General features: G+C 73.3%; 24 protein-coding genes. 11 read left to right on the forward strand and 13 right to left on the reverse strand.

Annotated features, from left to right (window positions below):
• Positions 1–29 precede the first annotated feature (29 nt).
• From OG417_RS25920 to OG417_RS25945, 6 genes are all read left to right on the forward strand, one after another.
• Positions 30–287: an iron chelate uptake ABC transporter family permease subunit gene (locus OG417_RS25920; protein ID WP_329261243.1), complete on the forward strand. Its 258-nt coding sequence runs from the start codon at positions 30–32 to the stop codon at positions 285–287.
• Positions 284–1315 carry a FecCD family ABC transporter permease gene (locus tag OG417_RS25925; RefSeq protein WP_329261245.1) on the forward strand — a complete coding sequence of 344 codons (1032 nt, stop codon included), beginning with the start codon at positions 284–286 and terminating at the stop codon, positions 1313–1315. Before OG417_RS25920 ends, OG417_RS25925 begins: the two co-directional genes overlap by 4 nt.
• Positions 1312–2160 (forward strand): ABC transporter ATP-binding protein, encoded by an 849-nt coding sequence (locus OG417_RS25930; RefSeq protein WP_329261247.1) that lies wholly within the window; start codon positions 1312–1314, stop codon positions 2158–2160. Before OG417_RS25925 ends, OG417_RS25930 begins: the two co-directional genes overlap by 4 nt.
• An 88-nt stretch (positions 2161–2248) precedes the next feature.
• Positions 2249–2635, forward strand: a complete 387-nt coding sequence (locus OG417_RS25935; protein WP_329261249.1) for a DUF2752 domain-containing protein — start codon at positions 2249–2251, stop codon at positions 2633–2635.
• Positions 2636–2646: 11 nt separating this feature from the next.
• Positions 2647–2925, forward strand: a complete 279-nt coding sequence (locus OG417_RS25940) for a DUF4190 domain-containing protein (RefSeq protein WP_329261252.1) — start codon at positions 2647–2649, stop codon at positions 2923–2925.
• A gap of 244 nt (positions 2926–3169) precedes the next feature.
• The gene (locus tag OG417_RS25945) at positions 3170–4291 is read left to right on the forward strand and encodes an NAD(P)/FAD-dependent oxidoreductase (RefSeq protein ID WP_329261255.1); all 1122 of its coding nucleotides are present in this window, start codon (positions 3170–3172) and stop codon (positions 4289–4291) included.
• A gap of 38 nt (positions 4292–4329) precedes the next feature.
• Here the strand turns inward: OG417_RS25945 and OG417_RS25950 are convergent, their stop codons facing one another.
• Positions 4330–5568: a serine/threonine-protein kinase gene (locus OG417_RS25950; protein ID WP_329261258.1), complete on the reverse strand. Its 1239-nt coding sequence runs from the start codon at positions 5566–5568 to the stop codon at positions 4330–4332.
• Between the two features lie 197 nt (positions 5569–5765).
• Here OG417_RS25950 and OG417_RS25955 point away from each other — a divergent pair, with 197 nt between their 5' ends.
• Positions 5766–6710, forward strand: coding sequence for a DUF72 domain-containing protein (locus tag OG417_RS25955; protein WP_329261260.1), 945 nt, complete (start codon positions 5766–5768; stop codon positions 6708–6710).
• Between the two features lie 154 nt (positions 6711–6864).
• On the opposite strand, the gene OG417_RS25960 is transcribed toward OG417_RS25955, so the two are convergent.
• Positions 6865–7131, reverse strand: a complete 267-nt coding sequence (locus OG417_RS25960; protein WP_329261262.1) for a hypothetical protein — start codon at positions 7129–7131, stop codon at positions 6865–6867.
• Positions 7132–7456: 325 nt separating this feature from the next.
• Here OG417_RS25960 and OG417_RS25965 point away from each other — a divergent pair, with 325 nt between their 5' ends.
• Entirely contained in the window at positions 7457–7783 is a 327-nt protein-coding gene (locus OG417_RS25965) for a putative quinol monooxygenase (RefSeq protein ID WP_329261264.1), read from the forward strand.
• Between the two features lie 63 nt (positions 7784–7846).
• On the opposite strand, the gene OG417_RS25970 is transcribed toward OG417_RS25965, so the two are convergent.
• From OG417_RS25970 to OG417_RS25985, 4 genes are all read right to left on the reverse strand, one after another.
• Entirely contained in the window at positions 7847–8740 is an 894-nt protein-coding gene (locus tag OG417_RS25970; RefSeq protein WP_329261266.1) for a diacylglycerol/lipid kinase family protein, read from the reverse strand.
• Between the two features lie 93 nt (positions 8741–8833).
• Complete coding sequence (locus tag OG417_RS25975; RefSeq protein ID WP_329261269.1) at positions 8834–11359, reverse strand: FtsX-like permease family protein; 2526 nt, start codon at positions 11357–11359, stop codon at positions 8834–8836.
• 3 nt (positions 11360–11362) lie between these two features.
• Positions 11363–12124: an ABC transporter ATP-binding protein gene (locus OG417_RS25980; protein WP_329261272.1), complete on the reverse strand. Its 762-nt coding sequence runs from the start codon at positions 12122–12124 to the stop codon at positions 11363–11365.
• Positions 12121–12354 (reverse strand): hypothetical protein, encoded by a 234-nt coding sequence (locus OG417_RS25985; protein WP_329261275.1) that lies wholly within the window; start codon positions 12352–12354, stop codon positions 12121–12123. Before OG417_RS25985 ends, OG417_RS25980 begins: the two co-directional genes overlap by 4 nt.
• 200 nt (positions 12355–12554) lie before the next feature.
• On the opposite strand from OG417_RS25985, the gene OG417_RS25990 reads away from it, so the two are divergent.
• From OG417_RS25990 to OG417_RS26000, 3 genes are all read left to right on the forward strand, one after another.
• Positions 12555–13832, forward strand: coding sequence for a sensor histidine kinase (locus OG417_RS25990; protein WP_329261278.1), 1278 nt, complete (start codon positions 12555–12557; stop codon positions 13830–13832).
• Complete coding sequence (locus OG417_RS25995) at positions 13820–14479, forward strand: response regulator transcription factor (protein WP_329261281.1); 660 nt, start codon at positions 13820–13822, stop codon at positions 14477–14479. Before OG417_RS25990 ends, OG417_RS25995 begins: the two co-directional genes overlap by 13 nt.
• Before the next feature lie 95 nt (positions 14480–14574).
• The gene (locus OG417_RS26000) at positions 14575–16509 is read left to right on the forward strand and encodes a WD40 repeat domain-containing serine/threonine protein kinase (RefSeq protein WP_329261284.1); all 1935 of its coding nucleotides are present in this window, start codon (positions 14575–14577) and stop codon (positions 16507–16509) included.
• A 26-nt stretch (positions 16510–16535) separates the two neighbouring features.
• Here the strand turns inward: OG417_RS26000 and OG417_RS26005 are convergent, their stop codons facing one another.
• The 7 genes from OG417_RS26005 to OG417_RS26035 are packed head-to-tail and all read right to left on the reverse strand — an operon-like array spanning position 16536 to position 24370.
• A complete protein-coding gene (locus tag OG417_RS26005; RefSeq protein WP_329261287.1) occupies positions 16536–17168 on the reverse strand; it encodes a GntR family transcriptional regulator in 633 nt (210 codons plus the stop codon).
• A 33-nt stretch (positions 17169–17201) separates the two neighbouring features.
• Positions 17202–17981, reverse strand: a complete 780-nt coding sequence (locus OG417_RS26010; RefSeq protein WP_329261290.1) for an N-acyl homoserine lactonase family protein — start codon at positions 17979–17981, stop codon at positions 17202–17204.
• Entirely contained in the window at positions 17978–19447 is a 1470-nt protein-coding gene (gene tcuA, locus OG417_RS26015) for an FAD-dependent tricarballylate dehydrogenase TcuA (RefSeq protein ID WP_329261293.1), read from the reverse strand. Before tcuA ends, OG417_RS26010 begins: the two co-directional genes overlap by 4 nt.
• The gene (locus OG417_RS26020; protein ID WP_329261296.1) at positions 19444–20346 is read right to left on the reverse strand and encodes an NAD(P)-dependent oxidoreductase; all 903 of its coding nucleotides are present in this window, start codon (positions 20344–20346) and stop codon (positions 19444–19446) included. The genes tcuA and OG417_RS26020 overlap by 4 nt, the downstream gene beginning before the upstream one ends.
• Complete coding sequence (locus OG417_RS26025) at positions 20343–21674, reverse strand: MFS transporter (RefSeq protein WP_329261301.1); 1332 nt, start codon at positions 21672–21674, stop codon at positions 20343–20345. The genes OG417_RS26020 and OG417_RS26025 overlap by 4 nt, the downstream gene beginning before the upstream one ends.
• Before the next feature lie 21 nt (positions 21675–21695).
• Positions 21696–23168: an aldehyde dehydrogenase gene (locus tag OG417_RS26030; RefSeq protein ID WP_329261304.1), complete on the reverse strand. Its 1473-nt coding sequence runs from the start codon at positions 23166–23168 to the stop codon at positions 21696–21698.
• The gene (locus tag OG417_RS26035; RefSeq protein ID WP_329261307.1) at positions 23165–24370 is read right to left on the reverse strand and encodes an alpha/beta fold hydrolase; all 1206 of its coding nucleotides are present in this window, start codon (positions 24368–24370) and stop codon (positions 23165–23167) included. Before OG417_RS26035 ends, OG417_RS26030 begins: the two co-directional genes overlap by 4 nt.
• Positions 24371–24412 lie beyond the last annotated feature (42 nt).

Consider the following 24412-nt stretch of genomic DNA (forward strand, 5'->3'; position numbering starts at 1 on the left):
TACGGCGACCACGCCTCGCGCGTGAGCCAGTGCCCGGCCCGTGGCGCCGCCGCGGGCTGCCCGCCCCGTACGCCGCGCGGGCGCTGACCGGGGGGCGGACGGCCGCACAGCTCGTCCTGTCCGCGCTGATCGCGGCCGACGTCATGATCCTGGCCGACGTACTCGTCCGGATCGTCATCCGGCCCTGGGAGACCCCGGTCAGCGTGCTGCTCGCCTTCGTCGGCGGACCGCTGCTCGTCTGGATCGCCCGCTCCTCCCGGCTGTCGACCGCGGGAGCCCCGGCATGACGGACGTCACCCCGCCCGACGGCACACCCCTGCGCACGGGGACCCTCTCGTGGCTCTTCCCCCGGCGCAGCGCACTCGCCGCAGCGTTCCTCGTGCCCCTCGCCGTCGTCGCGGTGACCGCGAGCTCCACCGGCATGAGCCTGTCGCAGACCGTCTCGGGCCTGCTGCGCACGGGCGACTCCGGAAGCATCATGATCGTCTGGGACCTCCGGCTGCCGCGCGTCGTCGCCGGCCTCATGGTGGGCGCCGCCCTGGGCGTCTCGGGCTGCCTCACCCAGACCCTCGCCGGCAACCGGCTGGCCACTCCCGCCCTCGTCGGCGTCAACGAGGGCGCCACCGCCGCCGTCGTCGCCTCCGCGGCCGGCTCGGCGACCGGCATGGTCGGCGATTGGTGGCTCGGCCCGCTCGGCGCCGTCGCCGCCGCGGCGCTGGTCGTGCTGTGCGCGGGCGGGGCCGGCGCGGCCGGCTACCGCCTCCTCGTCGTCGGCATCGGCGTCTCCACGTTCATCGGCGCCGTCGGCGACCTCGTCATGTCCCGTCAGAACGACAACACCGCGGGCGGCGTGTTCCTGTGGGCCGTCGGCAGCCTGAACGGGCGCGACTGGAGCGTCGGCGGGCCGCTGCTGGTCGCCCTGCTGTTCCTCCTCCCGCTCTCGCTCGCGGCCGGGCACCGCCTCCAGCTCCTGCGGTTCGACGACGACATGGCGGCCTCCCTCGGCGTCGACCTGCGGCGGGTACGCGCCGCGGCCCTCGCGCTCGCGGTCGCCCTCGCCGGACTCGCCGTCGGCGGGCCGATCGCCTTCGTCGCCCTCGCCGCGCCGATTCTCGCCCATCGGCTCGCCGGGCCCACGCGCGTCCCGGTGACCGGCTCCGCCCTGACCGGCGCCGCGCTCGTCACCGCCGCCGACGCGCCGGCCCGGGTCGTCGGCCCCGTCGAGTTGCCGGTGGGCGTCGTCACGAGCGTCCTCGGCGGGCCGTTCCTCCTCTGGGTTCTCTTCCGTTCGCACCGGACCACCGAAAAGGCATGACCTCCCTCATGACACCTGGCCTGCGAGTGCGCTCGCTCCACGCCGGCTACCCCGGCCGCCCCGTCGTCAAGGACGTCGACCTCACCGTCCCCACCGGGCAGGTCGCCGCCATCGTCGGCCCCAACGGCTGCGGGAAGTCGACCCTGCTGCGCACCGTCGCCCGCCTGCACCGGCCCGACTCCGGCACCGTCCAGGCGGCCGGGGACGACGTCTGGCGGCTCAGCCGGCGGCAGGCCGCCCACCGCATCGCCCTGCTGCCGCAGTCGCCGCGCGCCCCCGAGGCCGTGACGGTGGCCGGCCTCGTCCGCTACGGCCGCCATCCCCACCAGGGCCTGCTGCGCCAGTGGTCGCACGAGGACGAGGAGGCGGTGCACGACGCGCTGGAGGCCACCGGCACCGCCGAGCTGGCCGGCGAACGCCTCGACCGGCTCTCCGGCGGGCAGCGGCAGCGCTGCTGGCTCGCGATGGTGCTCGCCCAGCACACGCCCGTCGTCCTGCTCGACGAGCCGACCAGCGCCCTCGACCTCGGTCACGTCGTCGACGTCCTCGAACTGGTCCGCGAGGTCGCGGCCGCGGGCCGCACCGTCGTCATGGTCCAGCACGACCTGGCCGCCGCCGCGCGCTACGCCGACACCGTGGTCGCCATGAAGGACGGCCGGGTCGTCGCGACCGGCACGCCCCGCGACACCGTCGACGAGGGGCTGGTGAAGGAGCTCTACTCCGTGGAGGCCGACATCTTGCGCGCGCCCGGAGACGGCTCGCCGGTCGTCGTGCCGCGGGCGCGGCCACCGCTCACGGACCCCGTGTCCGGTGCCGACGCGCATCGGCCGTCCGCCGGGCTGTGATCTTCGTCTCCTCACCGCGCTGCGCCGCGGTGCGGGTCCGCGTGGTATTCACCGGAGAAGCCGCACGTCCGTGGTGCACACTGTGCGTATGGTGATTACGCGCCCGCTGGCGGTGGCAACGCGGTCGGCGGTGCTCGTCGCCGTCGTCGTCGCGCTGGCCGCTCTCCGCATCCCGCGCCCGCCGACGTTGTGCCTGCTACGGCAGGTGACGGGGATCCCGTGCCCGATGTGCGGGTTCACCACGGCCGCGGTCCATCTCGGGCACGCCGACCTCGTCGGGGCGGCCGGGGCCTCTCCGCTGGCGGTCGCCGTCTGCGTCGGGTTTGTTCTCGTTCCCTTCACCCGGCGTTCCCGGATGGCGACATTTTGGCGTGAGCTACCGAATCGGTGGCGACAGTTGCTCCCTGTATTCGCTATTGTCGCGGTCCTTGCTTTCGCGGAGATCTGGCAGCTCCAGCGCTTCGGCATTCTCTAACGGGAGGAAATATGGGATACCCGCCTCAGCCGCCGCCCCCTGGTTATGGCGGCGCGGGCTACCCGCAGCAGCAGCCCGAGTCCAGCACGCCACAGGTCCTGTCGATCATCGGCATCGTGTGCTGGTTCTGCTGCTCACCGGCGGCGATCGTCCTCGGGCTCGTCGCCCAGAGCCAGTTCCGCTCCCAAGGGAGGCCGGACACGATCGCCAAGGTGGCGTGGATCGGCGGCATCGTCGCCATCGTGGTCAACATCCTGGTCTTCATCGTCAGGCTCAACTCCATGAGCTAGCTGACGACGTACCGAAGCCGGGCCGGGATCGTCCCTCGGCCCGGCTTCGTCGTGCCAGGGGCCGGGCCGCCCGCTCCGTACGGTGAGCGTGCGGGCCGGTCCGTCGCGGAGGCGGCCCCGCACCATGCTCGGAAGGCCCTCCGGAGCCATGGCGAACCGTCGCTGACGGACCGTCCGTGCCGACGTGGCAGCCTGGGGATCCGGTCGCGCCGCGATCGGCGCGCCGTCGTACGGAGGGAGAGCCGTGGAGATCATCGTTGTCGGCGCGGGCATCGTCGGGGCCAGCACCGCCTACCACCTGAGCACGGCCGGAGCCCGGGTGACGCTGGTCGACCGGGCGGACGAGGGACAGGCGACGGCGGCCGGGGCCGGCATCGTCTGTCCGTGGCTGTCCCGGGGGACGGACCCGGCGCGGTACCGGCTCGCGAGCGCGGGCGCGCGCTACTACCCGGAGCTGATCGGCCGGCTGAACGCGGACGGCTGGTCCGACACCGGGTACGCCCGTACCGGAGCACTGGCCGTGGCCGGCTCGGCCGAGCGGGTACGGGAGAGCGCCGAGCGGGCCCGGAGCCGCCGAGCCGGCGCACCGGAGGTCGGCGAGGTCACGGTGCTCGACCCCGGTGAGGCGAAGCGCCTGTTCCCGCCGTTGCGCGAGGACTGGCCGGCGGTCCACGTCACCGGCGCGGCCCGCGTGGACGGCGGGCGACTGCGCGACACGCTGCTGGCCGCCGCCGAACGGCACGGGACGGTGCGCCGCAGCGGCTCCGCGCGCGTCACGCTGACCGAGGACGGCCGGTGGACGGTACGGGTCGGCGGGGACGCCGTCGCGGCCGACGCGGTGGTCCTGGCGGCGGGTGCCTGGTCCGCCGACGCCCTGGCGTCGCCCGCGGCACCGCTGCCCGTGGTCCCGCAGCGCGGACAGATCGTGCACCTGCGGCTGCCGGGCACCGACACCGGCGGATGGCCGATCGTGCTGCCCGAGAGCGATCACTACATGCTGGCCTTCGACGACTCACGGATCGTGGTCGGGGCGACGCGCGAGAGCGGCGCGGGGTTCGACCACCGGGTGACCGCCGCGGGACTGCGCGAGGTGCTGGACGAGGCCATCTCCGTCGCGCCCGGGCTGGCGGACGCCACGGTCGCCGACATCCGCGTCGGCTTCCGCCCGGCGAGTCTGGACGAACGCCCGCTCCTCGGCGCGGTCGCGGGAGCCTCCGGCCTCGTCGTGGCGACCGGCTTCGGCCCGAGCGGCCTGACGATGGGCCCGTACGCCGGCGCGGCAGCGGCCGAACTCGCGTTCGGCCGCACGCCGGAGCTCGACCTGAGCCCGTATGACCCGTCGCGCGCCGTCGAGGGCCACGGCTGAATCTCCACGCTCGGCCGTACGCCGGAGTTCGAGCGCGGTCACGGCTTCTTGGGAACCGTCTTGGGCTTCTTCTGCCCGCCCTTGCCGTGCGACGCCGGTTTGTGGGCGCCGGCGGCCTTCGCGGTGGGGGCGGTGTCCTCCGGTCGGCCGACGGTGCGGGTGGCGCGCTGCCCGACGGGCTCGCGAGAGATCGCCGCGACGTCCGCCGCGGTCGGCGTGCGGTGCGCCTGCCGTACGGGGGCGCCGCCACCGGCCGGCGTCCCCGGCTGCACCGCGCCCGGCAGGATCCAGGCGCCGGCGGTGACGGCGGCCACCGACGCCGCACAGACCGCAACCAGCATCCGCGGCCTCCGGCGGGTGCCGGTGATCGGCGTCAGGTTCGTCGCGGTGTCGTCGGCCAGGTCGTCGGTCGCGAGAGGGTCGGCCGCATCCAGCCGGGCGAGCAGTTGCCCGGCGGTGGGCCGGTCGTCGGGCTCCTTGGCGAGCGCGGCGGTCACCAGTGACCGTACGGACGGGTCGAGGTCGCCCAGATCGGGCTGCTCGAAGAGGGCGCGGCCGGCCATCTCCACGGCGTCGCCCTCGCCGAAGGGGTTCCGCGCGGTGCCCGCGTAGGCGATGAGACATCCCCAGCAGAAGACGTCGGAGGCGGGCGAGGCCGGCCGGCGGGAGAGGCGCTCGGGCGCGATCCAGCCGACGCTCCCGACGACCTTGCCGGTCTCGGTGGGCCCGCCGGCGGCGGAGACGCTCTGCGCGATGCCGAAGTCGATGACGCGGGGGCCGGTCCGCGCCATCAGGACGTTCGCCGGCTTCAGATCGCGGTGGACCAGGCCCGCCCGGTGGATCGCGGCCAGGGCGCGCAGGACACCCGTGGCGAGCGCGCGCAGCCGTTCCGGCGGCAGCGCGCCGTCCCGTTCGACGATCTCCTTCAGCGAGGGGCCCTCGATGTACTCGGTGACGATGTAGGGCGGGGTCTGCTCGGTGCCGTCCGCCAGCGGGCGGGCCGTGCAGTGGGAGGGCACCCGGATCAGGGACGCCACCTCCTCCCGGAACCGGGTGCGCGCCTCCTGCTCGCCGACTCTCCCCGTGTGCGCGACCTTGACCGCCGCCAGGCCGCCGTTCGCGTCGCGGCCGAGGTACACCACGCCCATGCCACCGGCGCCCAGCCGCCCGACCAGCGTGTGCCCTCCGACCGCGTCCGGATCCCCGGGTGCCAGCGGGAGTACGCCTTCCGGCAGGACCTCACTCCCGCCCCCGGCCGGTACCGGTGTTCCGTCCATCCGTGTCCCTCCTTCGGGAAGGTTCGAGTTCCCCCGCCGGAGTGTCCTAATCGTGATCAAAGGTGCGATCTGCCACTTTTCACGGATGAATCGGCCCCGCCGTGGCCGGTCGGCCGCCTTGGCCGGGGACGCGAAGGGAACGCGATGACCGCGCCCGGCGCCGGGCCTGAGCCGGTGGTCCGCCTATCGTGGGGACCGTGGGTGACGTGCTGGTCGGCACGGCGTCATGGACCGACGAGACACTGCTGACGTCGGGGTGGTATCCGCCCGGGGCCCGTACGCCGGCCGAGCGCCTGCGCTACTACGCGAGCCGGTTTCCGGTCGTGGAGGTCGACTCGACCTACTACGCGCTGCCGGGCGAACGCACCACGCGGCTGTGGGCGCGGCGGACGCCGGACGGCTTCATGTTCGACGTCAAGGCGTTCTCGCTGCTCACCTGCCACCCCACCCGCGCGGCGATGTTCCCCAAGGACCTGCGCGCGGCGCTGCCGCCCAAGGACGGCAACCTCTACCTGCGCGACATCGGCCCCGAGGTCGTCGAGCAGGTCTGGCGGCGCTTCGTGACCGCGCTGACGCCGCTCCGCGAGGCGGGAAAATTCGGGGCGGCGCTGTTCTCCTTCCCGCGCTGGTTCCCGATCGGCCGGCGCAACAAGGACCACGTCGTGGAGTGCGCGCGGCGTTGCGAGCCGCTGCCGATCGCGGTGGAGTTCCGCAACCACACCTGGATGAGTGAGGAGAATCGGGAGGAGACACTCGGGTTCCTCCGCTCGCACGCCATCGCGTACGTGTGCGTCGACATGCCCCAGGGGCGTCCCTGGTCCGTCCCGCCCGTGGCGGCCGCCACCGCCGGCCTGGCGGAGGTCCGGTTCCACGGCCGCGGCCGGTGGCCCGGAGATGACCGGTACGAGCGCTACGGATACCTGTACTCCGGCCGGGAGCTGGAGGAGTGGGCGCCGCGCATCCGCGACCTCGCCCGGGAGACGTCGAGCACTCACGTGATCATGAAGAACGCCTACCGCGACTACGCCCCGCGCAGCGCACGGCGGCTCATCGAGCTGCTGGAGGCGATGCCGGACTGCCCGGTCCGCCCTCCGGGCGTGCCGGAGGCGACGGTGGGCGGCGCGGACCAGGCCGGACTCTGAGGGCCGCCGGCGGAGATGGGTGACGGTGGCCCCGCGCCGAGCGGCCGGTGCGAGCGTGTGCGGGCCGCCCCGTCGAGGAGGCGGCCCGCGCCGCGATCCGTGCCGTGCTCGGAAGGCCGCCCCGGAGCCACGGCGAACCGTCACCGATGGACGGTTACAAGACCTTCGTGCCGACCAGGCACCGGGACACGACGTCTCCGGTCGGGATGGTCTCGGCCCCCAGGGCGGAACAGACGGGAGAACTCCCGCTGAGGCCGGAGACGCCGTCGTCGGAACTGTCCCCGTCGCCCGTCATCTGCACGGACGCGATCGCCCGGCCGGACTGCGCGAGCGGAACGGCCGCGGCGAAGGCGGGCGCGGCGAATCCGATTGTCATGGTCGCCAGCGTGGTGCCGGCCAGGACCATTGTCTTGAGCCCCATATCTCCCCTTAGGTGTTAGTAGGTGCAGGCCAGTGCCTTGCTACCGGCATCGCCACGCGTTTCGCTGATTACCCGCGGATCCGGCCTTCGCCCGGGTTGTGAACGGGTTTTGAGGAAGATCTAGGCTCGCTTCACGCCCGATGCGCCACTTCCCGCGCCATTCCGGCCTCACGCCCTACTGAGGCGAACCGCGCGAAAGCGGAATCGCCCGAATATTTCGCCGATCCCCCGGACCACCCAGGCGGCACCGGCCCCGAACGCGATGGGACACCGACCCCGTCGCCGGATCGCGGCGAGGGACGGGATCCCGGTAACTTTGCCGGTCATGAACCGGATCGCACGCTATGGAAAGCTGGTCGCCCAGGACGGCCGCGGGGCGGAGCTCGCGGAGCTGCTCCTGGCGGCGGCCGCCGGTCTGGAAGATCGGCCCGGTTGTGAGCTGTACCTGGTCAACCGCCAGGCGGATGCGCCCGACACCATCTGGGTGACCGAGCTGTGGCGCGACAAGGACGCGCTGGACGCCGTGCTCGAGGCGATCAAGGGCACTCCCGAGACGGCCGCCGCCATGAAGCTCGTCGCGGCGGCGGAGATGATCGAACTGGATCTGCTCGGCGGCAAGGGGCCGACCCCGCGCGCCGGCGGATCCACCTGAGGCCCGCGAAGACCGCCCATGGACGGGGGCCGATGGGCCGCTCCACGAGATCGGTCCGGCCCGTCAGTCGCCGTCCGGCGGGGCGATGATCCGCCACGCCTTCGGGACGACGCGCCAGGTGCGCCGCGTGTACGGCCCGGACACCTCGCCGTCGCTGTTGACGAGGAACTCCTCGCCGCTGACGGTAGCGTTCGTCGCCGCCGTGTACATGACGTCGTCGTGATGCTTGTGCGCGCCGCTGCGCAGGCCCAGGGCGTACCGGATCCGGGCCAGCGGGCCGGTGGCGGCCGACACCACCAGTTCGACCCGGCCGTCACCGGGGGAGGCGTCCGGGGCGAGCAGCGCGCTGCCGCCGGCGATGCCCGGTGCGTTGCTCAGCCCCACCATGAGCAGCTTGTCCTCGGCGACGACCTCGCCGTCGGCCTCGACCGTGAGCCGCCAGCCCGTGGAGCGCGTTCCCGCCAGGACGGCGCCCACGGGGAACGCCGCGGACTTGAGCCAGGGCTTGAACCGCGCGGCGAACGTCGCCGCGACGGCGCCCACGCCGACGTGGACGGCGTTGAGCACCACGCCGCCATCGTCGTCGGCGAGGAGGTCGAGATCGCGGGTGCGGCCCTCGCGGATCACGCGCGCCGCCTCGTCCGGGTCCAGGGGGATGCGGAGGTTGCGGGCGAGGTCGTTGCCGGTGCCGAGCGGAAGCAGGCCCACCGTCCGCCGGTCCAGTTCGCCCCGTGCGTACAGCGTGGCGACGAGCCGGTGGATCGACCCGTCGCCGCCGGCCGCGACGACGGTCTCGTCGCCGGTCTCCTGCCGGTCGAGCGCCCGTTCGAGCTCGTCGGCCGAGGCGCACTCGCAGAGGGTGACGGGCTCCTCGCCTCCGGCACGCAGACGCTCGCGCACACGCTCCAGCGTGCCGGAGTCGAAGCGCCCGGCACCGCCGTGCGTGATGATCAGCATCTGTTCCTCCCGTTCCGCGAACATCCCGTACGGGGACGGAACACCCGTTTCCGGCCCTCGCCCCTTTCTGCCTCCGAGCAGGCGTCCTAATCCTCAGGCGCGGGTGAGCGCCTCGGCCGGCGGGATGCGCAGGGCGCGGCGGGTGGGCACCTCCATGGTGAGGAAGGCGATCCCGGCCACGACGGCCGCGATGGCGGGGAACAGCCACAGCGGCCCGGCCGGCCACGGGCGGTGCAGGAAGCCGGCGGCCAGGAGCGCGAGCGGTACGACGGACAGCAGCAGGCCGGTACCGAGGGCGACGACACAGATCAGCGCCGCCTCCCGGCGCATCATCGAGCGGATCTGCCCGGGCGTCGCGCCGATCAGCTGGAGCGCGGCGATCTCGTGGCGCCGCTGGACGGTGCTCGCGACGAGCTTGTTGGCGATGCCGAGGAGGAGGTAGCCGAGCAGCACCGCGAGGATCGCGATGTTGATCCACAGCTCCGGCGGCACCCCGTACGCGCCGTCCGGCGCGCCGTGGGCCCGGCCGAGCGCCAGCCCCGGACGCGAGGAGGCGAGGGCGGCCAGGCCGCGCCCGGCCGCGTCCGAGCCGTCGGTACGGATCAGCAGGCTCTGGTCGAGTCCCGTGGTGGTGTGCCCGGCGGCGAGGTCACGCGAGATCGCCACGGGGCCGAACCCGAGGCCGCGCGAGTAGATCGCCACGACGCGGGCCTCGACCGGGGCGCCGTCCCCGAGGACCAGGCTCACCGTGCCGCCCACCGACACCTTCCGCAGCCTGGCGGCGTCGGCGTCCACGGCGACCGTCGCGCCGGTGAGGTCCGCCAGGTCGCCGGACCGTACGCCGAGGTCGAGGACCGAGGACGCGGCCGGGGTCAGGATCGGCGCGGAGTGGGAGTCGGCCTCGTCGTCGCCGAACATCGTGTAGGTCCAGATGACGGTGGTCGTGGTGACCGGGGCGGTGGCCCGTACGCCGGGCGTGGCCCGCACGGCGGCGGCCAGGTCGTCGGGCAGGCCGCCCAGCCCGGGCGCGGTCATCGTGTACTGGGCCCTGGTGGCGGACTCGACGTCGTCGGACGTCGCCTTGAGCAGCGTCGTCTGGGTCAGGGCGTAGGTCAGCGTGAACACCACCGCCATGGCGAGCGTGGTGACGGCGCCCGCGACGCGCAGGGTGTACCCCCGGCTGTTCGCCACGGCCAGCCAGGTCGGCGCGGACGCCCGGGCGGGCAGCCTCCGCGCGAGGGCCCCGCTGATCCGGCCGACCACCACGGGGCCGGCGAGTCCGAGGCCGATCGTGGCGAGGATGCCGGCGAGGGCGGTCACGGCGGCGCCCTCCTGCGTCCGCGTCAGCAGGGGAGCGACCGACAGGACGGCGGCGCCGCCCATCAGCAGGAACCCGGCGAAGGCGCGCCGCGTGGAGGGAGTACGGGGTTCGCTGCGGGACTCGGCGACCGCCTCGGTGGCCGCCATCCGTGAGGTGCGCAGCGCCGCGCACCAGGCCGAGACCCGTACGACGAGGAGCAGCAGGAGGGCGGCGGCGATCGCGGGGAGAGGGCTGTAGGTCAGCGGCAGCGAGGAGGGGAGCATGCCGGCGAAGACCAGCAGCCGTCCGAGCCGGTCGGCCAGCAGGTACCCGAGGGGAATGCCGGGCACCAGGGCGGCGGCCGCGACGGCGACGGCCTGCGCGGCGGCGAGACGGCGGACCTGCTTGGGAGTCGCGCCGACGGCGCGCAGCAGGGCGAGGTCCCGACGCTGGGCGCCGATCGAGACGGCCAGCGAGCCGCCCACGATGAACCCGGCGACGAGCAGCGTCACCCCGGCGAGCGAGCCGGCCAGCAGGGGCAGCACGCTGCGCCCGGCCATCGCGTCGGGGGACTCGACGTCACCCCGCGCCGCCCCGGTGGACACGACCAGCCCGGCCGGACCCGCGACGGCACGGGCCCGCTCCGCGACGGAGTCGCGGGCGCCGGGGGCGGTCCGCAGCGCGACCAGGTCGACCCGGCCCCGCCCGCCCAGGTTCGCCGCGGTGGCGTCGGTGAAGAAGACCCCGCCGTCGGCGGCGCCGATCACGGCCGAGACCCGGTACGTCGCGCGGCGGCCGGCCGCGACCACGGTCACCTGGCCGCCCGGTGCCACGCCCGCGGCGGCCGCGGTACGCGTGTCCAGGGCGACGTCGCCGGGACCGGCCGGGGCCGCGCCGGACACCCGGGGGTGGTCCAGCAGCCCGGTCGAGGACCATCCGTGCCCGGCGACGGCCGGGTCGCCGGTGTCCCCGGTGGACAGGACCGCGCCATGCCGGTCGAGGACGGCGGCCGGGAAGCTCACGTCACCGACCGCCGCCGTCACGCCGGGCAGCCGCGCCAGCCGCGCGGTCAGCTCACGCGGCACGCGGGCGCGCTCGGGCAGCCCGATGGCCAGGCCGCCCTTCGGGTGGTACGTCTGGGCGGCCGACACGACGACGTCGGCGCGGGTGAGCCGTTCGACCGGGGCGTGCGAGCGGAAACCCGACTCGGCCAGCACACCGATGCCGGTGACGAACGCGGCGCCGCCCAGAGCGGCGCAGGCGACCGCCAGCAGCGCGGCGATCCGGTGGCGGGCCATGCGCAACGCCAGGTGCAGCATCGCTTACTCCGATTCCAGCGTGGTGATGCGGTGCGCCAGCTCGGTGGCGGTGGGCCGGTCCAGCGTCTCGCGCAGGCGCCCGTCCGCCATGACGAGGACCTGGTCGGCGCGGGCCGCGGCGGCCGGGTCGTGGGTCACCATCACGACGGTCTGGCCGAGGCCCGACACCAGGTCCCGCAGCAGGCCGAGCACCTCGCGCGCGGTCTTCAGGTCCAGCGCGCCGGTCGGCTCGTCGCCGAACACGACCGCGGGCCGGGTCACCAGCGCGCGGGCGATCGCGGCGCGCTGCTGCTGCCCGCCGGACAGCTCGGCCGGCCGGTGGCCGAGCCGGCCGCTCAGCCCGACCCGCTCGACCAGCAGGCGCACCCAGTCGTGGTCGGGCGCCCGGCCCGCCAGCCGCAGCGGCAGCGTGATGTTGTCCGCGACGCTGAGCGAGGGGACCAGGTTGTAGGACTGGAAAACGAACCCGACGCGCTCGCGGCGCAGCTCGGTGCGCCGCGTCTCGTTCAGCCCGTCGATGGCCACGCCGTCGATGCAGACGCTCCCGCCCGTCGGGGTGTCCAGGCCGGCGGCACAGTGCATCAGCGTGCTCTTGCCCGACCCGGACGGGCCCATGATCGCGACGAACGCGCCGCGCTCCACGGTGACGGACACGCCGTCGAGGGCGCGCACCCCGCCCGGGTACACCTTGGTGACGTTCCGCAGCGCCACGGCGGGGGCCTGGCGCGCGGTGGGGGTGGGCCCGTACTCGGCCGCGGTCCTCATTTGCGCCGCTGCCGGTAGTGCTGGACGATCAGCGCGGTGCCGCAGGCCAGCGTGGCCACCCCGAACGCCACGCCGACGAACACGTTGACGCCCGCGGTCGAGGTCACCATGTTGCCGGCCGCGCTGACCACCAGCAGCAGCCACAGCACCGGCCGTACGATCCCGCTCCGGTGACTCGCGGAGCCGGGCGGCGCCTCCTGTGCCTCGGTGATGCGGTACGGATCGGTCACGGTGTGCTCCTCGCTTGTGTCTTCCTTCGAGAGTTGCTGCGAGCCACAACGCTAGGAGCGGCGATCCGCCGGGACGATCCAGCGAGCGGGCCGATGCCCGGTACAGGAGGCTGTACCGGTACAGCCTGCTGTACTCCTTTTCCGGGAATCTGACAGAGATCGACCCGGTGCCCTAAAGTCACTCGCCGAAGGAGGCACCGATGCCGGCGAACCAGCCAGAAACGGCCGCCGGAGGGCGGAGCGGTCAGTGGCACCCCCGGGTCCGCGTCCGTGCCCTCTTCGACGCGCTGGAGCACCTCGTCGGGGGGCTTGGCACCGCTCTCCTGGCGTTCGCCGCCCTGGCCTGGCTGGCCTTCGTGGCGCTGGGGTCTCTCGTCGGCCTGGGCCGGCTCCTGGCGCCCAGTGCGCCGCGTATGGTGCGCGGCATCGCCGAACGCGAGCGCGCCCGGCTCTCCCGGTGGGGGCCCGAGATCATCGGTCCGGCGACGCCTCCACCGGCCGACATCCGCGCCACCCTCGCGGATTCGGACGGCGGGCGAGAGATGCGCTGGCTCTTCGTCCACGGCACGCTGGGCCTACTCCTCGGCCTCGTCGGGGCGACTCTCGTGCTGGACGCCGTACAGGACATCACCTTCCCGCTGTGGTGGCGGTTGCTGCTGCCCACCGACAACGCCGCTCCGAGCCTGGTGTTCTGGACCGTACGTGACGACTCCGCCGCGGCGGCGGTCGCGGTCTTCGGCGTGGTGCTGGCCGTCCTGTTCGTGGTCTTCGGGCCGGCGCTGGCCCGGCTGCAGGCGTGGCCGGGGAGGCGGCTCCTGGCACCCTCCGGAGAGGTCGACCTGTCGCTGCGGGTCGCGCAGCTGTCGGCGACCCGCGCGGCGGCGCTCGACGCCCACGCCACGGAGCTGCGGCGGATCGAACGCTCGCTGCACGACGGCACGCAGAACCGGCTCGTCGCGGTCACCGTGCTGCTCGGCGCGAGCCGCCGGGCCCTCGCCCGCGACCCCTCGAGCGCGGACGAGATGCTCGAACGCGCGCAGCAGGCCGCCGAACAGGCACTCGCCGAACTGCGCACGGTCGTCCGCGGCATCCTGCCGCCCGTCCTGGCCGACCGCGGGCTCGCCGGCGCGCTGGCCGGGCTCGCGGCCGACTCCGGCGTCGAGTGCGAGGTCGACGTCGACGTGCCCGGCCGATGCGCCGCCTCCGTCGAGGCGACCACCTACTTCGTGGTCGCCGAGGCACTGACCAACATCGCCAAGCACAGCCGGGCCCACCACGCCACCGTGACCGTACGCCGGCGGGGACAGGAACTGTCCCTGCGGATCGAGGACGACGGCATCGGCGGTGCGGACGAACACGAGGGCTCCGGCATCACCGGCATACGCCGCCGGGTCGAGGCCCACGACGGCCGCCTCGCCCTGACCAGCCCTCCCGGCGGCCCGACAACCCTCCAGGTGGAACTGCCATGCGGATTGTGATCGCCGAAGACGACCCCCTCCTTCGCGAGGGGCTGGCACTGCTCCTGCGCGCCGAGTCGCTCGACGTGGTCGCGACGACGGAGAATCCGGACAGCTTCCTCGAAGCCGTCGACGCCCACGCGCCCGACGTCGCCATCGTCGACGTGCGGATGCCACCGACCCACACCGACGAGGGCATCAAGGCGGCCGTCGAGGCCCGGCACCGCCGGCCCGACCTGGCCGTCCTGGTGCTGTCGGCGTACGTGGAGCAGGCGTTCGCCACCGACCTGCTCGCAGGCGGCGCGGTCCGCCTGGGCTACCTGCTGAAGGAGCGGGTGGGCCGGGTGGAGCAGTTCCTCGACGCGCTGCACCGGGTGGCGGACGGGGGCACGGCCATCGACCCGGAGGTCGTCGCCCAGCTCCTCACCCGCACCCGCCCGGACACCGCGCTCGAACGCCTCACCGCCCGCGAGCGCGACGTACTCGCCCTGATGGCCGAGGGCTTGGGCAATACGGCGATCGCCGAACGCCTGTTCGTCACCGAGGGCGCGGTTCACAAGCACATCCGCAGCATCTTCGCCAAACTCGACCTGGCCCCGACCGACCGCGCCGACCGGCGCGTCACCGCGGTCCTGCGCTACCTGGAGAACACCCAGCGCCGCCCCTGAACGACGCTCGGCCCACGAGTTTCGCGATCGCGTGCGGCGGGCGGCACTAGCCTGATGATCGATTCTTGGATTCTGTTCGGGGTGGGGGAGCGCTCGTGAAGCCATTGCGGCCCGAGGACCCGCGTCAGATCGGTTCCTACCTGCTGCGGGGCCGGCTCGGGGCGGGCGGGATGGGCGAGGTGTACCTCGGCCGTTCGCCCGGGGGCCGGGACGTGGTGGTGAAGCTGATCCGGTCCGAGTACGCCGGCGAGCCGAAGTACCGGCGGCGGTTCGCTCGTGAGGTGAACGCGGCGCAACGGGTCGGCGGGTTCCACACCGCGCAGGTCGTGGAGGCCGATCCCGAGGCCGATCCGCCGTGGATGGTGACCGAGTACATCCCGGGGCCGTCGCTGCTGGAGCTGGTCCGGGCCGAGGGCCCTCTTTCCGTCGACGCGGTGCTCGCGCTGGCGGCCCAGCTGAGCGAGGGCCTGGCCGCGATCCACGCCTGCGGGCTGGTGCACCGCGATCTCAAACCCGGCAACGTGGTGATGGCCGAATCCGGGCCCCGGATCATCGACTTCGGCATCGCCAGAGCGGCCGACGCCAGCGTCCTCACCGAGGACGGGGCGGTCGTGGGCACGTACGCGTTCATGTCGCCCGAGCAGGTCCACGCGCGGCAGGTCGGGCCCGCCAGCGACGTGTTCTCCCTGGGCGGGGTGCTCGTCTTCGCGGCCACCGGGCACAGCCCCTTCGCCGCCGACACTCTCGCGGCGATCGTCTACCGGATCGGCGCCGCCGAACCCGAACTCGACGGCATCGGCGGTGAACTCCGTGGCCTGCTCACCGCCTGCCTGGCCAAGAACCCCGAGGCTCGGCCGACCGCCACCGAACTGCTGGCCTGGCTCGGCGGCTCGGTCCCCGACCGCCCGTTCCCCAGCTCCACCACGGTGACCGAGCCGGGGCCGGGGCCGGGAACGACGCGGGTCACGACGGAAGACGGCGGCAAGGCGCCGGGCACCGTCCGCCGCCGGTTCGTCATCGGCGGCCTCGCCGCCGTGGCGGCCGCGGTGGCGACGGGCGTCCCGGCCGCGGTCATCGCCTCGCAGCGGGACGAGCGGCGCGACCCCCCGGCCGCCGCGCCCGCGAGCGCCGCCCCCTCCTTCACCGGCTCGCTCACCGGCCACGGCGCCGTCGTCTCCTCGGTCGCGTTCGCCCCGGACGGCAGGTCTCTGGCCAGCGGCGGAGCCGACGGCACCATCCTGCTGTGGGACACGGCCACCGGCAGGAAGATCCGCACGTTCACCGGTCACACCTACCCGGTGGTCGCGATGGCCTTCAGCGGCGACGGCAGGACGATGACCAGTGGCGCCGAGGTGGTCCGCGTGTGGGACGTCGCCACGGCCAGGCAGACCCGGATGATCTCCACGCAGACCCGCACCGGGTTCGACACTCCGATCGGCTCGATGGCGGTGAGCCCGGACGGCCGCACTCTGGCCACCGACGGCGCCGAGGGCCACGTCCTGTTGTGGGATCTGGCCACCGGCAAGGTCACCCGTACGCTCCCCGGCGGCTCCGCGGCCAACGCGGTGGCATTCGGTCCCCGCGGCGGCACCCTCGTCGGCGGCGGCGAGAACATCGCGCTGTGGGACGTCTCCACCGGCGGACGCGTCCGCACTTTCGGCGGCCTGCGCGGAGCGGCGACGTCGATCGCGCTCAGCCCCGACGGCAGGACGCTGGCCGCCGGCGGCGCCTCCAGCGCCACGCTGCTGTGGGACGTGGCCACCGGCAGGAGGGTCCGCACCCTCACGGGCCAGGGCGACTCGACCGGTCCGATCGCCATCAGCCCCGACGGCCGGACCCTGGCCAACACCGTGGGTCATGAGGCCAGAGGCGGTGAGGTCATAGCGCTGTGGGACCTGACCACCGGTGAGATCCTCCGCACTCTCGCCGGCCACACCGGTGCGGTCACCTCGGTGGCCTTCAGCCCCGACGGAAAGGCCCTGGCCAGTGCCAGTGAAGACAGGACGGCACGCCTGTGGAGGCTCACCTAGAACAGGCGCCCTCGGCCGGCGGACCCTCAGCCGATGATCTCCTCGCGGTAGATCCGCAGACGGATGTCGCGCGCCGTGGTCATGTGCCGGCCGGCCAGCTCCGCGGCCTTCTCCCGGTCGCCATCGCCGACGGCCGCGATGATCTCCTCGTGCTCCCGCAGCGCCTCCTCCCACCGGCCGGCGCTGGCCAGGGTCGTGGCGGGGTAGCGTGTGAGGTGGTTGTTGAGCCGGGTCAGCAGGTCGACGATGGTGCCGTTGTGTCCCGCCGCCCAGATGGCCTCGTGGACGGCGCGGTTCGCCAGCGCCATCGCCACCGGGTCGTCGGTCGGCGTCGCGGCCATGGCGTCCTGGGCGGCGCGGATGCGGATCAGGTCCAGCTCGGTGCGGCGCTCGGCCGCGGCGCCGGCCGCCGTGGCCTCCAGCGCGATCCGGGCCTCGTAGATCTCCAGGATCTCCTCCGGGCTGCGTCCGCGCACGCGCATGCCGCGGTCGCCGCGTTCGACCAGGCCGTCCTGTTCGAGACGCCGCAGCGCCTCCCGCACGGGAGTACGGGAGGTGCCGTAACGATCGGCGAGTGCGACCTCGGGCAGTGCGGCGCCCGCGTCGAACACCCCGGCCACGATCTCGGCCCGCAACCGCTCGTAGACATCCGCCTGCAATGACCCTCACCTTTCGCATACACCCGTATGCAGTCAGGCTATCCGGGCGGCGATCCCGTCGAGGCCCGATACGGCCGGGAACCGGTCGAGCACCCGCGGGTCGTGGCCCGGAACGATGAGCTCCTCCGCGCCGGCCAGCGCCCTCATCGCGTCGAACGCCTCGTACATCGACGGCAGGTGGTTGACGACGGCGTACGGCCGGTCGCGCCCGATGTTCTCGTAGAAGTGCGATCCGTCGGCGGCCAGCACGACGTGCCCCGCCTCGGTGGCCACGCGCAGGACCTGCAGGCCGGGGGTGTGCCCGCCGAGGCGGTGCGCGGTCACCCCCGGCGCCACCTCGTGCACGCCGTCGACCAGCCGCACCCGGCCGGTGAGGTTCTGCTCGACGAGGTAGGCGATGTCCCCGGGTTCGGCCAGGTGAGCGTGCTCACCCCGGGACGCGTGCCGGGACGTCCAGAACGCCAGCTCGCGTTCCTGCAGCACGATCCGTGCCCCGGGGAAGTCGCGGAGATGCCCGGTGTGGTCGTAGTGCAGGTGGCTGAGCACGACGTGCGGGATCGTGTCCGGGTCGACGCCCAGCGCCCGGACGGTGTCCATCGGGAACCGCAGGTACTCGCGGTTCCCCCGGCGGGCCGCGGTGTCCGGCGTGAACCCGGCGTCGAACAGCACCGCCTGGTCTCCGGACACCGCCAGCCACACGTAGTACGAGATCGGGAACCTGTCCAGCGCGCACGGGTCGTGCCCGTAGAAGTGCTCGCCGCGCACCGACGCGTCGCGATGGGCGAACCGGATGGCGTAGACCTGCCAGGTCATCGGGCATCCGCCGCGTGGTGGCCGGCCAGCCGACCGAACACCGCGCCCGAGGTGAGCCCGCTGCCGCCGGGGTAGTTGCCGGAGAACAGCCCGCCGACCATCTCTCCCGCGGCGTACAGGCCCTCGATCGGGCGTCCGTCGCCGTCGAGGACGTTCGCCGACTCGTCGATGTGCAGCCCGCCGAAGGTGAAGGTGATGCCACAGCCCACCGAATAACCGTAGTACGGCGGAGTGTCGAGCGCCTGCGCCCAGTTGGACTTGGGCGGCTCGACGTGCGCGGCGCGGCCGTCCTTCACCGCCGGGTCGAACGGCACGTCGACGATGGACTCGTTGAACTCGCGGACGGTCCGCGCCAGGCCCGCCGGGTCGATGCCGAGCTCGGCGGCCAGCTCGTCCAGGCTGCCGGCCTCCGCCCCGGTGATCGGGGTCGAGTCGTACTCCTCGGTGCGCAGCAGCGGCCGGGTCTTGGCGTCGAAGAGCTGGAACGCGCGCCCGCCCGGCTGCTTGAGGATCTCCCGGCCGTACTTGGCGTAGGTGTAGTTGCGGTAGTCGGCGCCCTCGTCCAGGAACCGCCGGCCGTCCCGGTTGACGACGATGCCGATCGGGTAGCTCTGCCGCGTCAGCTGGTTGGTCAGCACCCGATCGCCGCCGGCCGGATCCGCGCCCGCGTCCCAGGCGGTGCTGTGGCAGGAGGTCCAGTCGCCGTACGGCGCGGCGCCGGCCTCCAGCGCCAGCCGCAGGAGGTCGCCGGTGTTGGTCGGGCAGCCGCGGACGTAGGCGTGCCGCCACTCCTCGCCCATGTGCCGCGCCCGCATGTCCGGGTCCGCCTCGAACCCGCCGGCCGCCAGCACGATCGCGTTCGCGGTCACCGTGTGCCGCGTGCCGTCGGCGTCGCGGTAGGCCACGCCGCGCTCGGCGCCCAGGTCGAGCCGGTCCACCTGCGCGCCGTACCGGATCCGCACACCCTCTCTGCGGGCGGCCTCGGTGTGCTGGCCGATCAGGCCCTTCCCGCCGTCGACCGAGCCGATGTACAGGCCGCCGAAGAAGACCCACTTGCCGTGCGAGACATAGGACTGCCGTTCGTACATCAGGCGCCACCGCAGCCCCTTGCCGGCCAGCCAGCGCAGGGTCTCCGCGGACCGGGTCACGAGCAGCTTGGTCAGCACGGGATCGCAGCGCCCGTCGGTGACGCGCTCCATGTCGTGCTCGAAGGCGCTGGCGGGATAGGCCGGGACGACCGTCTCGCCCATCCGGCCGGTCGTGGCCGGGTCGAGCAGGTCGGCCAGGTCCGCGATGTCGTCGAACGCGACGCGGAAGGCTCCCGCCGTGTAGAAGGAGTTCCCGCCGGCCTCCTCGGCCGGTGCCTTCTCCAGCAGCAGGACCCGCGCTCCCCGCTCGGAGGCCGCGTGCGCCGCGCTGAACCCGGCGTTGCCGCCCCCCACCACGATCACGTCGAAGTCACTCACGATTGTTCCCCTGATTCCTGCGTCGTCTCGTTCATCGGGCGGCCGGTCCACTGCTCCCACAGCGTCGCGATCGCGGCGTAGTCCAGCCGTCCGAGTCCCTGGCTCACACCGAGTTCGTAGACCGTGTGCGCGCTCTGCACGGCGAACAGCGGTACGCCGGTCTGCTGCGCCATCGCCAGCGCGAGGGTGGAGTCCTTGCGGGCGGCCTCGGTGGGCATCCCGCCCTCGTAGTCCCCGCGCAGAATCCGCTCGGCGAACCGGTGGGTCAGCGGCCGGGTCAGCCCGGCGTCCGGGCCGGTGAGCAGCTCGACCAGTTCGGTGCCGGACACGCCGGTCGCCGACGCCAGCGCTCCGGCCTCGACCAGCACGACCATGACCGCGTGCGCCACCGCGTTGTTGATCACCTTGGCGGCCATGCCGCTGCCGGGCTCGCCGAAGCGCATGATCCGCTCCGACATCGCCCGCAGCACCGGCTCCGCCTTGCGCACCTCCGGCTCGCGCCCGCCGACCAGCAGTGTGGCCTTGCCGTTCGCCATCTGGGCGACGCCGGACAGGATCGCGGCGTCGACCAGGCCGACGCCGTGCTCGTCGCACCGGCGCACCTGCTCGTGGACGTCGGCGGGGTTGACCGTGCTCGTCTCGACGATCACGCTGCCGGGGCGCATGTCCGGGGCGAGCGTGCCGATGACCTCCAAAGAGATCTTCGGCGTGGGCAACGACAGTACGACGATGTCCGAGGAGGCCAGTCCGGCGAGATCGGCGGGCGTCACGTTCGGTGTTCCGGCCGCCCGCGCGACGCGTTCGGCGTCGACGTCGTAGGCCAGCACCGTGTCGTGGGCGGCGAGGCGGCCGGCGATCGCGCCGCCCATGTTCCCCAATCCGCACAGCGAGATGGTCATCGGGTTCCTCTCGTCAGGTCGGCGTGCCGGGTCTCCGGCCCCATCAGCGCCCCGGCCAGCGCGAGCAGCCCGCCGAGCACCACGAGAGGGATCTGCGTGTACTTGTAGGGCAGCAGGGCGTCCAGCCAGAGGAGGAAGAAGCTGTAGCAGGAGGGGATCAGCACGGCGAAGGTGTAGCCCACGCCGAAGCCCGACGCGCGGACCTCGGGCGGGAAGCGCTCCGGCAGGTAGGCGCTGAGGATGCACCACGGTGCGTTCGCGATGACGACGACCACTCCGGCGAGCACGAGCGTGCCGACGGCTCCCCCGTCCGGGTCGGCGTTCGCGATCATCACCCAGTACACGACGGGTACCACGGTCGCGGTGAGGGCGGCGAACAGGACCAGCACCGCCCGTCGCCCGATCCGCTCGGCGAGCCGGCCTATGCCGAGGTAGACGATCGCCAGGACGGCGAACATCGTCATCGTGCCGACGGTGACCGCGGTGCTCGGCAGCTTCAGCACCTTCGTCAGCAGGCCGGGCATCATCGACACCGCCGTCTGCAGCGACAGCCACATGCCCGTCATCAGCAGGAAGATCTGCCCGAGGCTGCGGCGGTTCGGACCTTTCGCCAGCAGTGCGCGCAGCGGCGACTCCTGCGACCCGGACGCGGCGGGCTCGTCGTCCTCCACCTGGCGGAAGTACAGCAGCACCGCCACCGACAGCAGCGCGCCGACGAAGAACGGCACGCGCCAGCCCCAGCTCAGGTACGCCCCGGACGCGGTCGGCGCGACGAACAGCATGAGCGTGGTCAGCGCACTGATCGCGATGAACGCGAACGGATAGCCCAGCATGATCCGCGCCGACACCTCGGCACGGCGGGTCTGGGGCGCGCGCTCCATCGCCAGGGGCACCGCGGCGGTGTACTCCCCGCCGAGGAACACCCCGTCGACGAACCGCAGCAGGATCAGCGCGACGATCGCGAACCATCCCCAGGACCCGTACCCGGGCAGGAGGCCGATCAGCAGCGTCACGACGCCGAAGCCGCCGATGGCGACGACGGTGGTGCGTTTCCGGCCGATCGAGTCGGCCAGGTGACCGAAGATCGCCGCGCCGACGGGCCGGCCGATCAGGGTCACGACGAAGGTGATGTAGTAGATCGTCGTGCTCGCGACCGTGCCGAGGTCCTTGGGCTGGAAGTAGGCCAGTGCGGGCGCGAGCGCGATCGTGGGCAGGTAGATGTCGTAGAAGTCGACGAAGTAGCCGAGGAAGGCGCCCACGGTGCTCCGCCTGCTCTCGGCGGACATGCGTTCGCGTGGGGGCGCGGTGGGGATGACGGCTTCGGTCATGGTCGTCTCCGGCGTGGTGCCTCAGGTGCGAATGGAGAAGGGGTCTCCGCTGGTCCCGGAAAGGTCGATCATCACGTTCTTGGTGGTCAGGTACTCGCTCAGCGCCTCGGCGCCGCGTTCCCGGCCGTAGCCGGACTTCTTGGTGCCGCCGAACGGAGCCTGCGCGGCGCTGGACCGGTAGGTGTTGACCCAGACGGTGCCCGCGACGATCCGTTTGGCGACCCGGTGTGCGCGGGTCAGGTCGTTGGTCCACACACCGGAGGCGAGGCCGAACTCGCTGTCGTTGGCGATGGCGACGGCCTCCTCCTCGTCGCTGAAGCGGATCGCGCTCAGCACGGGACCGAAGATCTCTTCACGTGCCAGCGGCGAGGCGTTGTCCACCTCGGCGAACACGGTCGGCCGTACGAACAGGCCGGCGCCCAGCTCCGGGTCGGCCAGGGGTTCCAGCCCGGTCAGGGCCACCGCGCCGCCCTCGGCGCCGTCCGTGATCGCCCGCCGGATCCGGTCGTACTGCGGGCGGTTGGCGACCGGGCCGAGCTGGGTGGGCTCGAGCATCGGGTCGCCGAGGCGGATCGCGCGGGCCCGCTCGGCCACCGCCGCGACCACCTTGTCGTAGACGGAGTCCTGCACGAGCAGCCGGCTTCCCGCGATGCAGGTCTGCCCGCCCGCGGCGAAGATCCCGGCCACCGCCCCGATCACGGCGCGGTCGAGATCGGCGTCGGCGAAGACGATGTTGGGCGACTTCCCGCCGAGCTCCAGCGTCACCGGCACGAGGTTCTTCGCCGCCGCCGTCGCGATCGCCTGCCCGGTCGGCACGCTGCCGGTGAAGCTGATCCGGTCGAGCCCGGGATGTCCGGACAGGGCCTGTCCCGCCTCGGCGCCGCCCGTGACGATGTTGACCACGCCCGGCGGGAAGCCGGCCTCCTCGACCAGGTCCGCCATCGCCAGGGTGGTCAGCGACGCGTGCTCGGAGGGCTTGATCACCACGCAGTTGCCCGCCGCCAGCGCCGGGGCGAGCTTGTTGGCCAGCAGCTGCATGGGGGAGTTCCACGCGGTGATCAGCGCGGCGACGCCGATCGGCTCGGCCGTCGTGTAGTCCAGCGTCTCCGGCGAGTCGAGCGGGATCGTACGGCCGTACAGCTTGTCGGCGTAGCCGGCGAAGAACCGGTAGTTGCGGGCGGCGAACCGCGCCTGGTTGCTCGTCTCGCGCAGCAGCTTGCCGTTGTCGCTGGTCTCCAGCCGGGCGAACTCGCCGGCGCGCTCGACCAGCAGGTCGGCCAGGCGGTGCAGGAGCTCCGCGCGGCGCACGCCCGGCGTGGTGGACCATCCGCCGTCGAAGGCCGCGCGCGCGGCGGCCACCGCGTCGGCGACGTCCGCCGGTGAGGCGTCGGGAACGCGGGCGATCTCGGTGCCCCGGAACGGGTCGGTGGCGGGCAGGGTCCGCCCGGTCGACGCGGGCACCCGTTGCCCGCCGATGAGCATCAACTGGTTCATACGAGTCGCTCCGTGCGGTCGTCGATCAGGGAAAGGGCGTCCAGCAGGTACGGGACGAACAGCGGAGGGTTCTCGGCGTGCGGGAAGTGGCCGAGCCGTGGCATCACCGCGAACGTGGCACCGGGGATCTTCTCCGCGGTGCGACGGGACATCTCCGCCGTGCACGAGTAGTCGTACTCGCCGGTCAGCATCACGACCGGGCAGCGGCCGGTGTCGATCCCGGCCACGCGGTCGGTGGCGTCCCAGTCCCCACTGTAGAAGAGGATGTCGCCGAAGAACGTGCCGTGTCCGCCCTGGCTGTAGCCCCACCAGACCTCCGCGCGGTACTCGGCGGGGCTGTGCGGAGCCATCAGTCCGTCGACCCATTCCGGTACGAACAGCGTCTGGTCGACGCGCGGGTCGCGGGCCCAGGAGACCTGGCGGCCGGTCACCTTGTCGCTGGCCTCGCAGGCGACGACCCCGCCGAACCGCTCCGGGTGACGAAGCGCCAGCTCCAGGCAGATCTCTCCGGCCATCGAGGCGCCGACCACCACCGGGCGGTGCAGGCCCAGCGCGTCCGCCAGCGCCACGACCGTCTCGGCATAGCGGTCCGTGGTGAGCGCGTACGAGCCCGGCGCCGCGCCGGGCGGCGGCGCCGAGCGGCCGTGCCACGGCAGGTCGAAGGCGACCATGTGACGGCTCGCGCGCAGCCGGTCGTCGTTCATCAGGTGCGTGAACTGGCGGGAGTCGGCGCCGGCGGTGTGCAGCAAGAGCACGTCCGGACCCGTGCCCGACTCCTCGTAGAAGATCCGGTGCGGCACGCCGCCCAGCCGTACGGTCGTGTAGCCGCCGGTGGTGGCGTGCGCCTCCGGCAGCGGGCCGGCCGCCGGCTCCGGCTCGCCGGACGCCAGCGTCCGGCCGATCTCGAGCACCCGGCGTACGAGGTGCGCGTGCTGGGCGAAGACGAGCTCGTCGCCGCGGACCTCCGTGCCGGGAACGCGCATGAGCATGCCGAAGAAGCTCTGGTACCAGGGCGGTGGGACGCGCTGGAAGAAATTCCCCCAGGCGGCCTCGGGTGCCCGCAGCTCGAAGGCCGGTGCGCCGGAACCCGCCCCGAAGACGAAATCGACCCCGCAGGCCGTGAAGGACACCTCCGCGGCGGAGGCGAGAGCCAGGCGCTCGTCCGCCGCGCAGGCCTCCCGCCAGAGCTTTCCATCGATCATGTCGTCTCCTCGCACACCGTTGTATCCCTGTGTATACAAGCG

The sequence above is a fragment of the Actinoallomurus sp. NBC_01490 genome (assembly GCF_036227085.1).
Lineage (GTDB): Bacteria > Actinomycetota > Actinomycetes > Streptosporangiales > Streptosporangiaceae > Actinoallomurus > Actinoallomurus oryzae.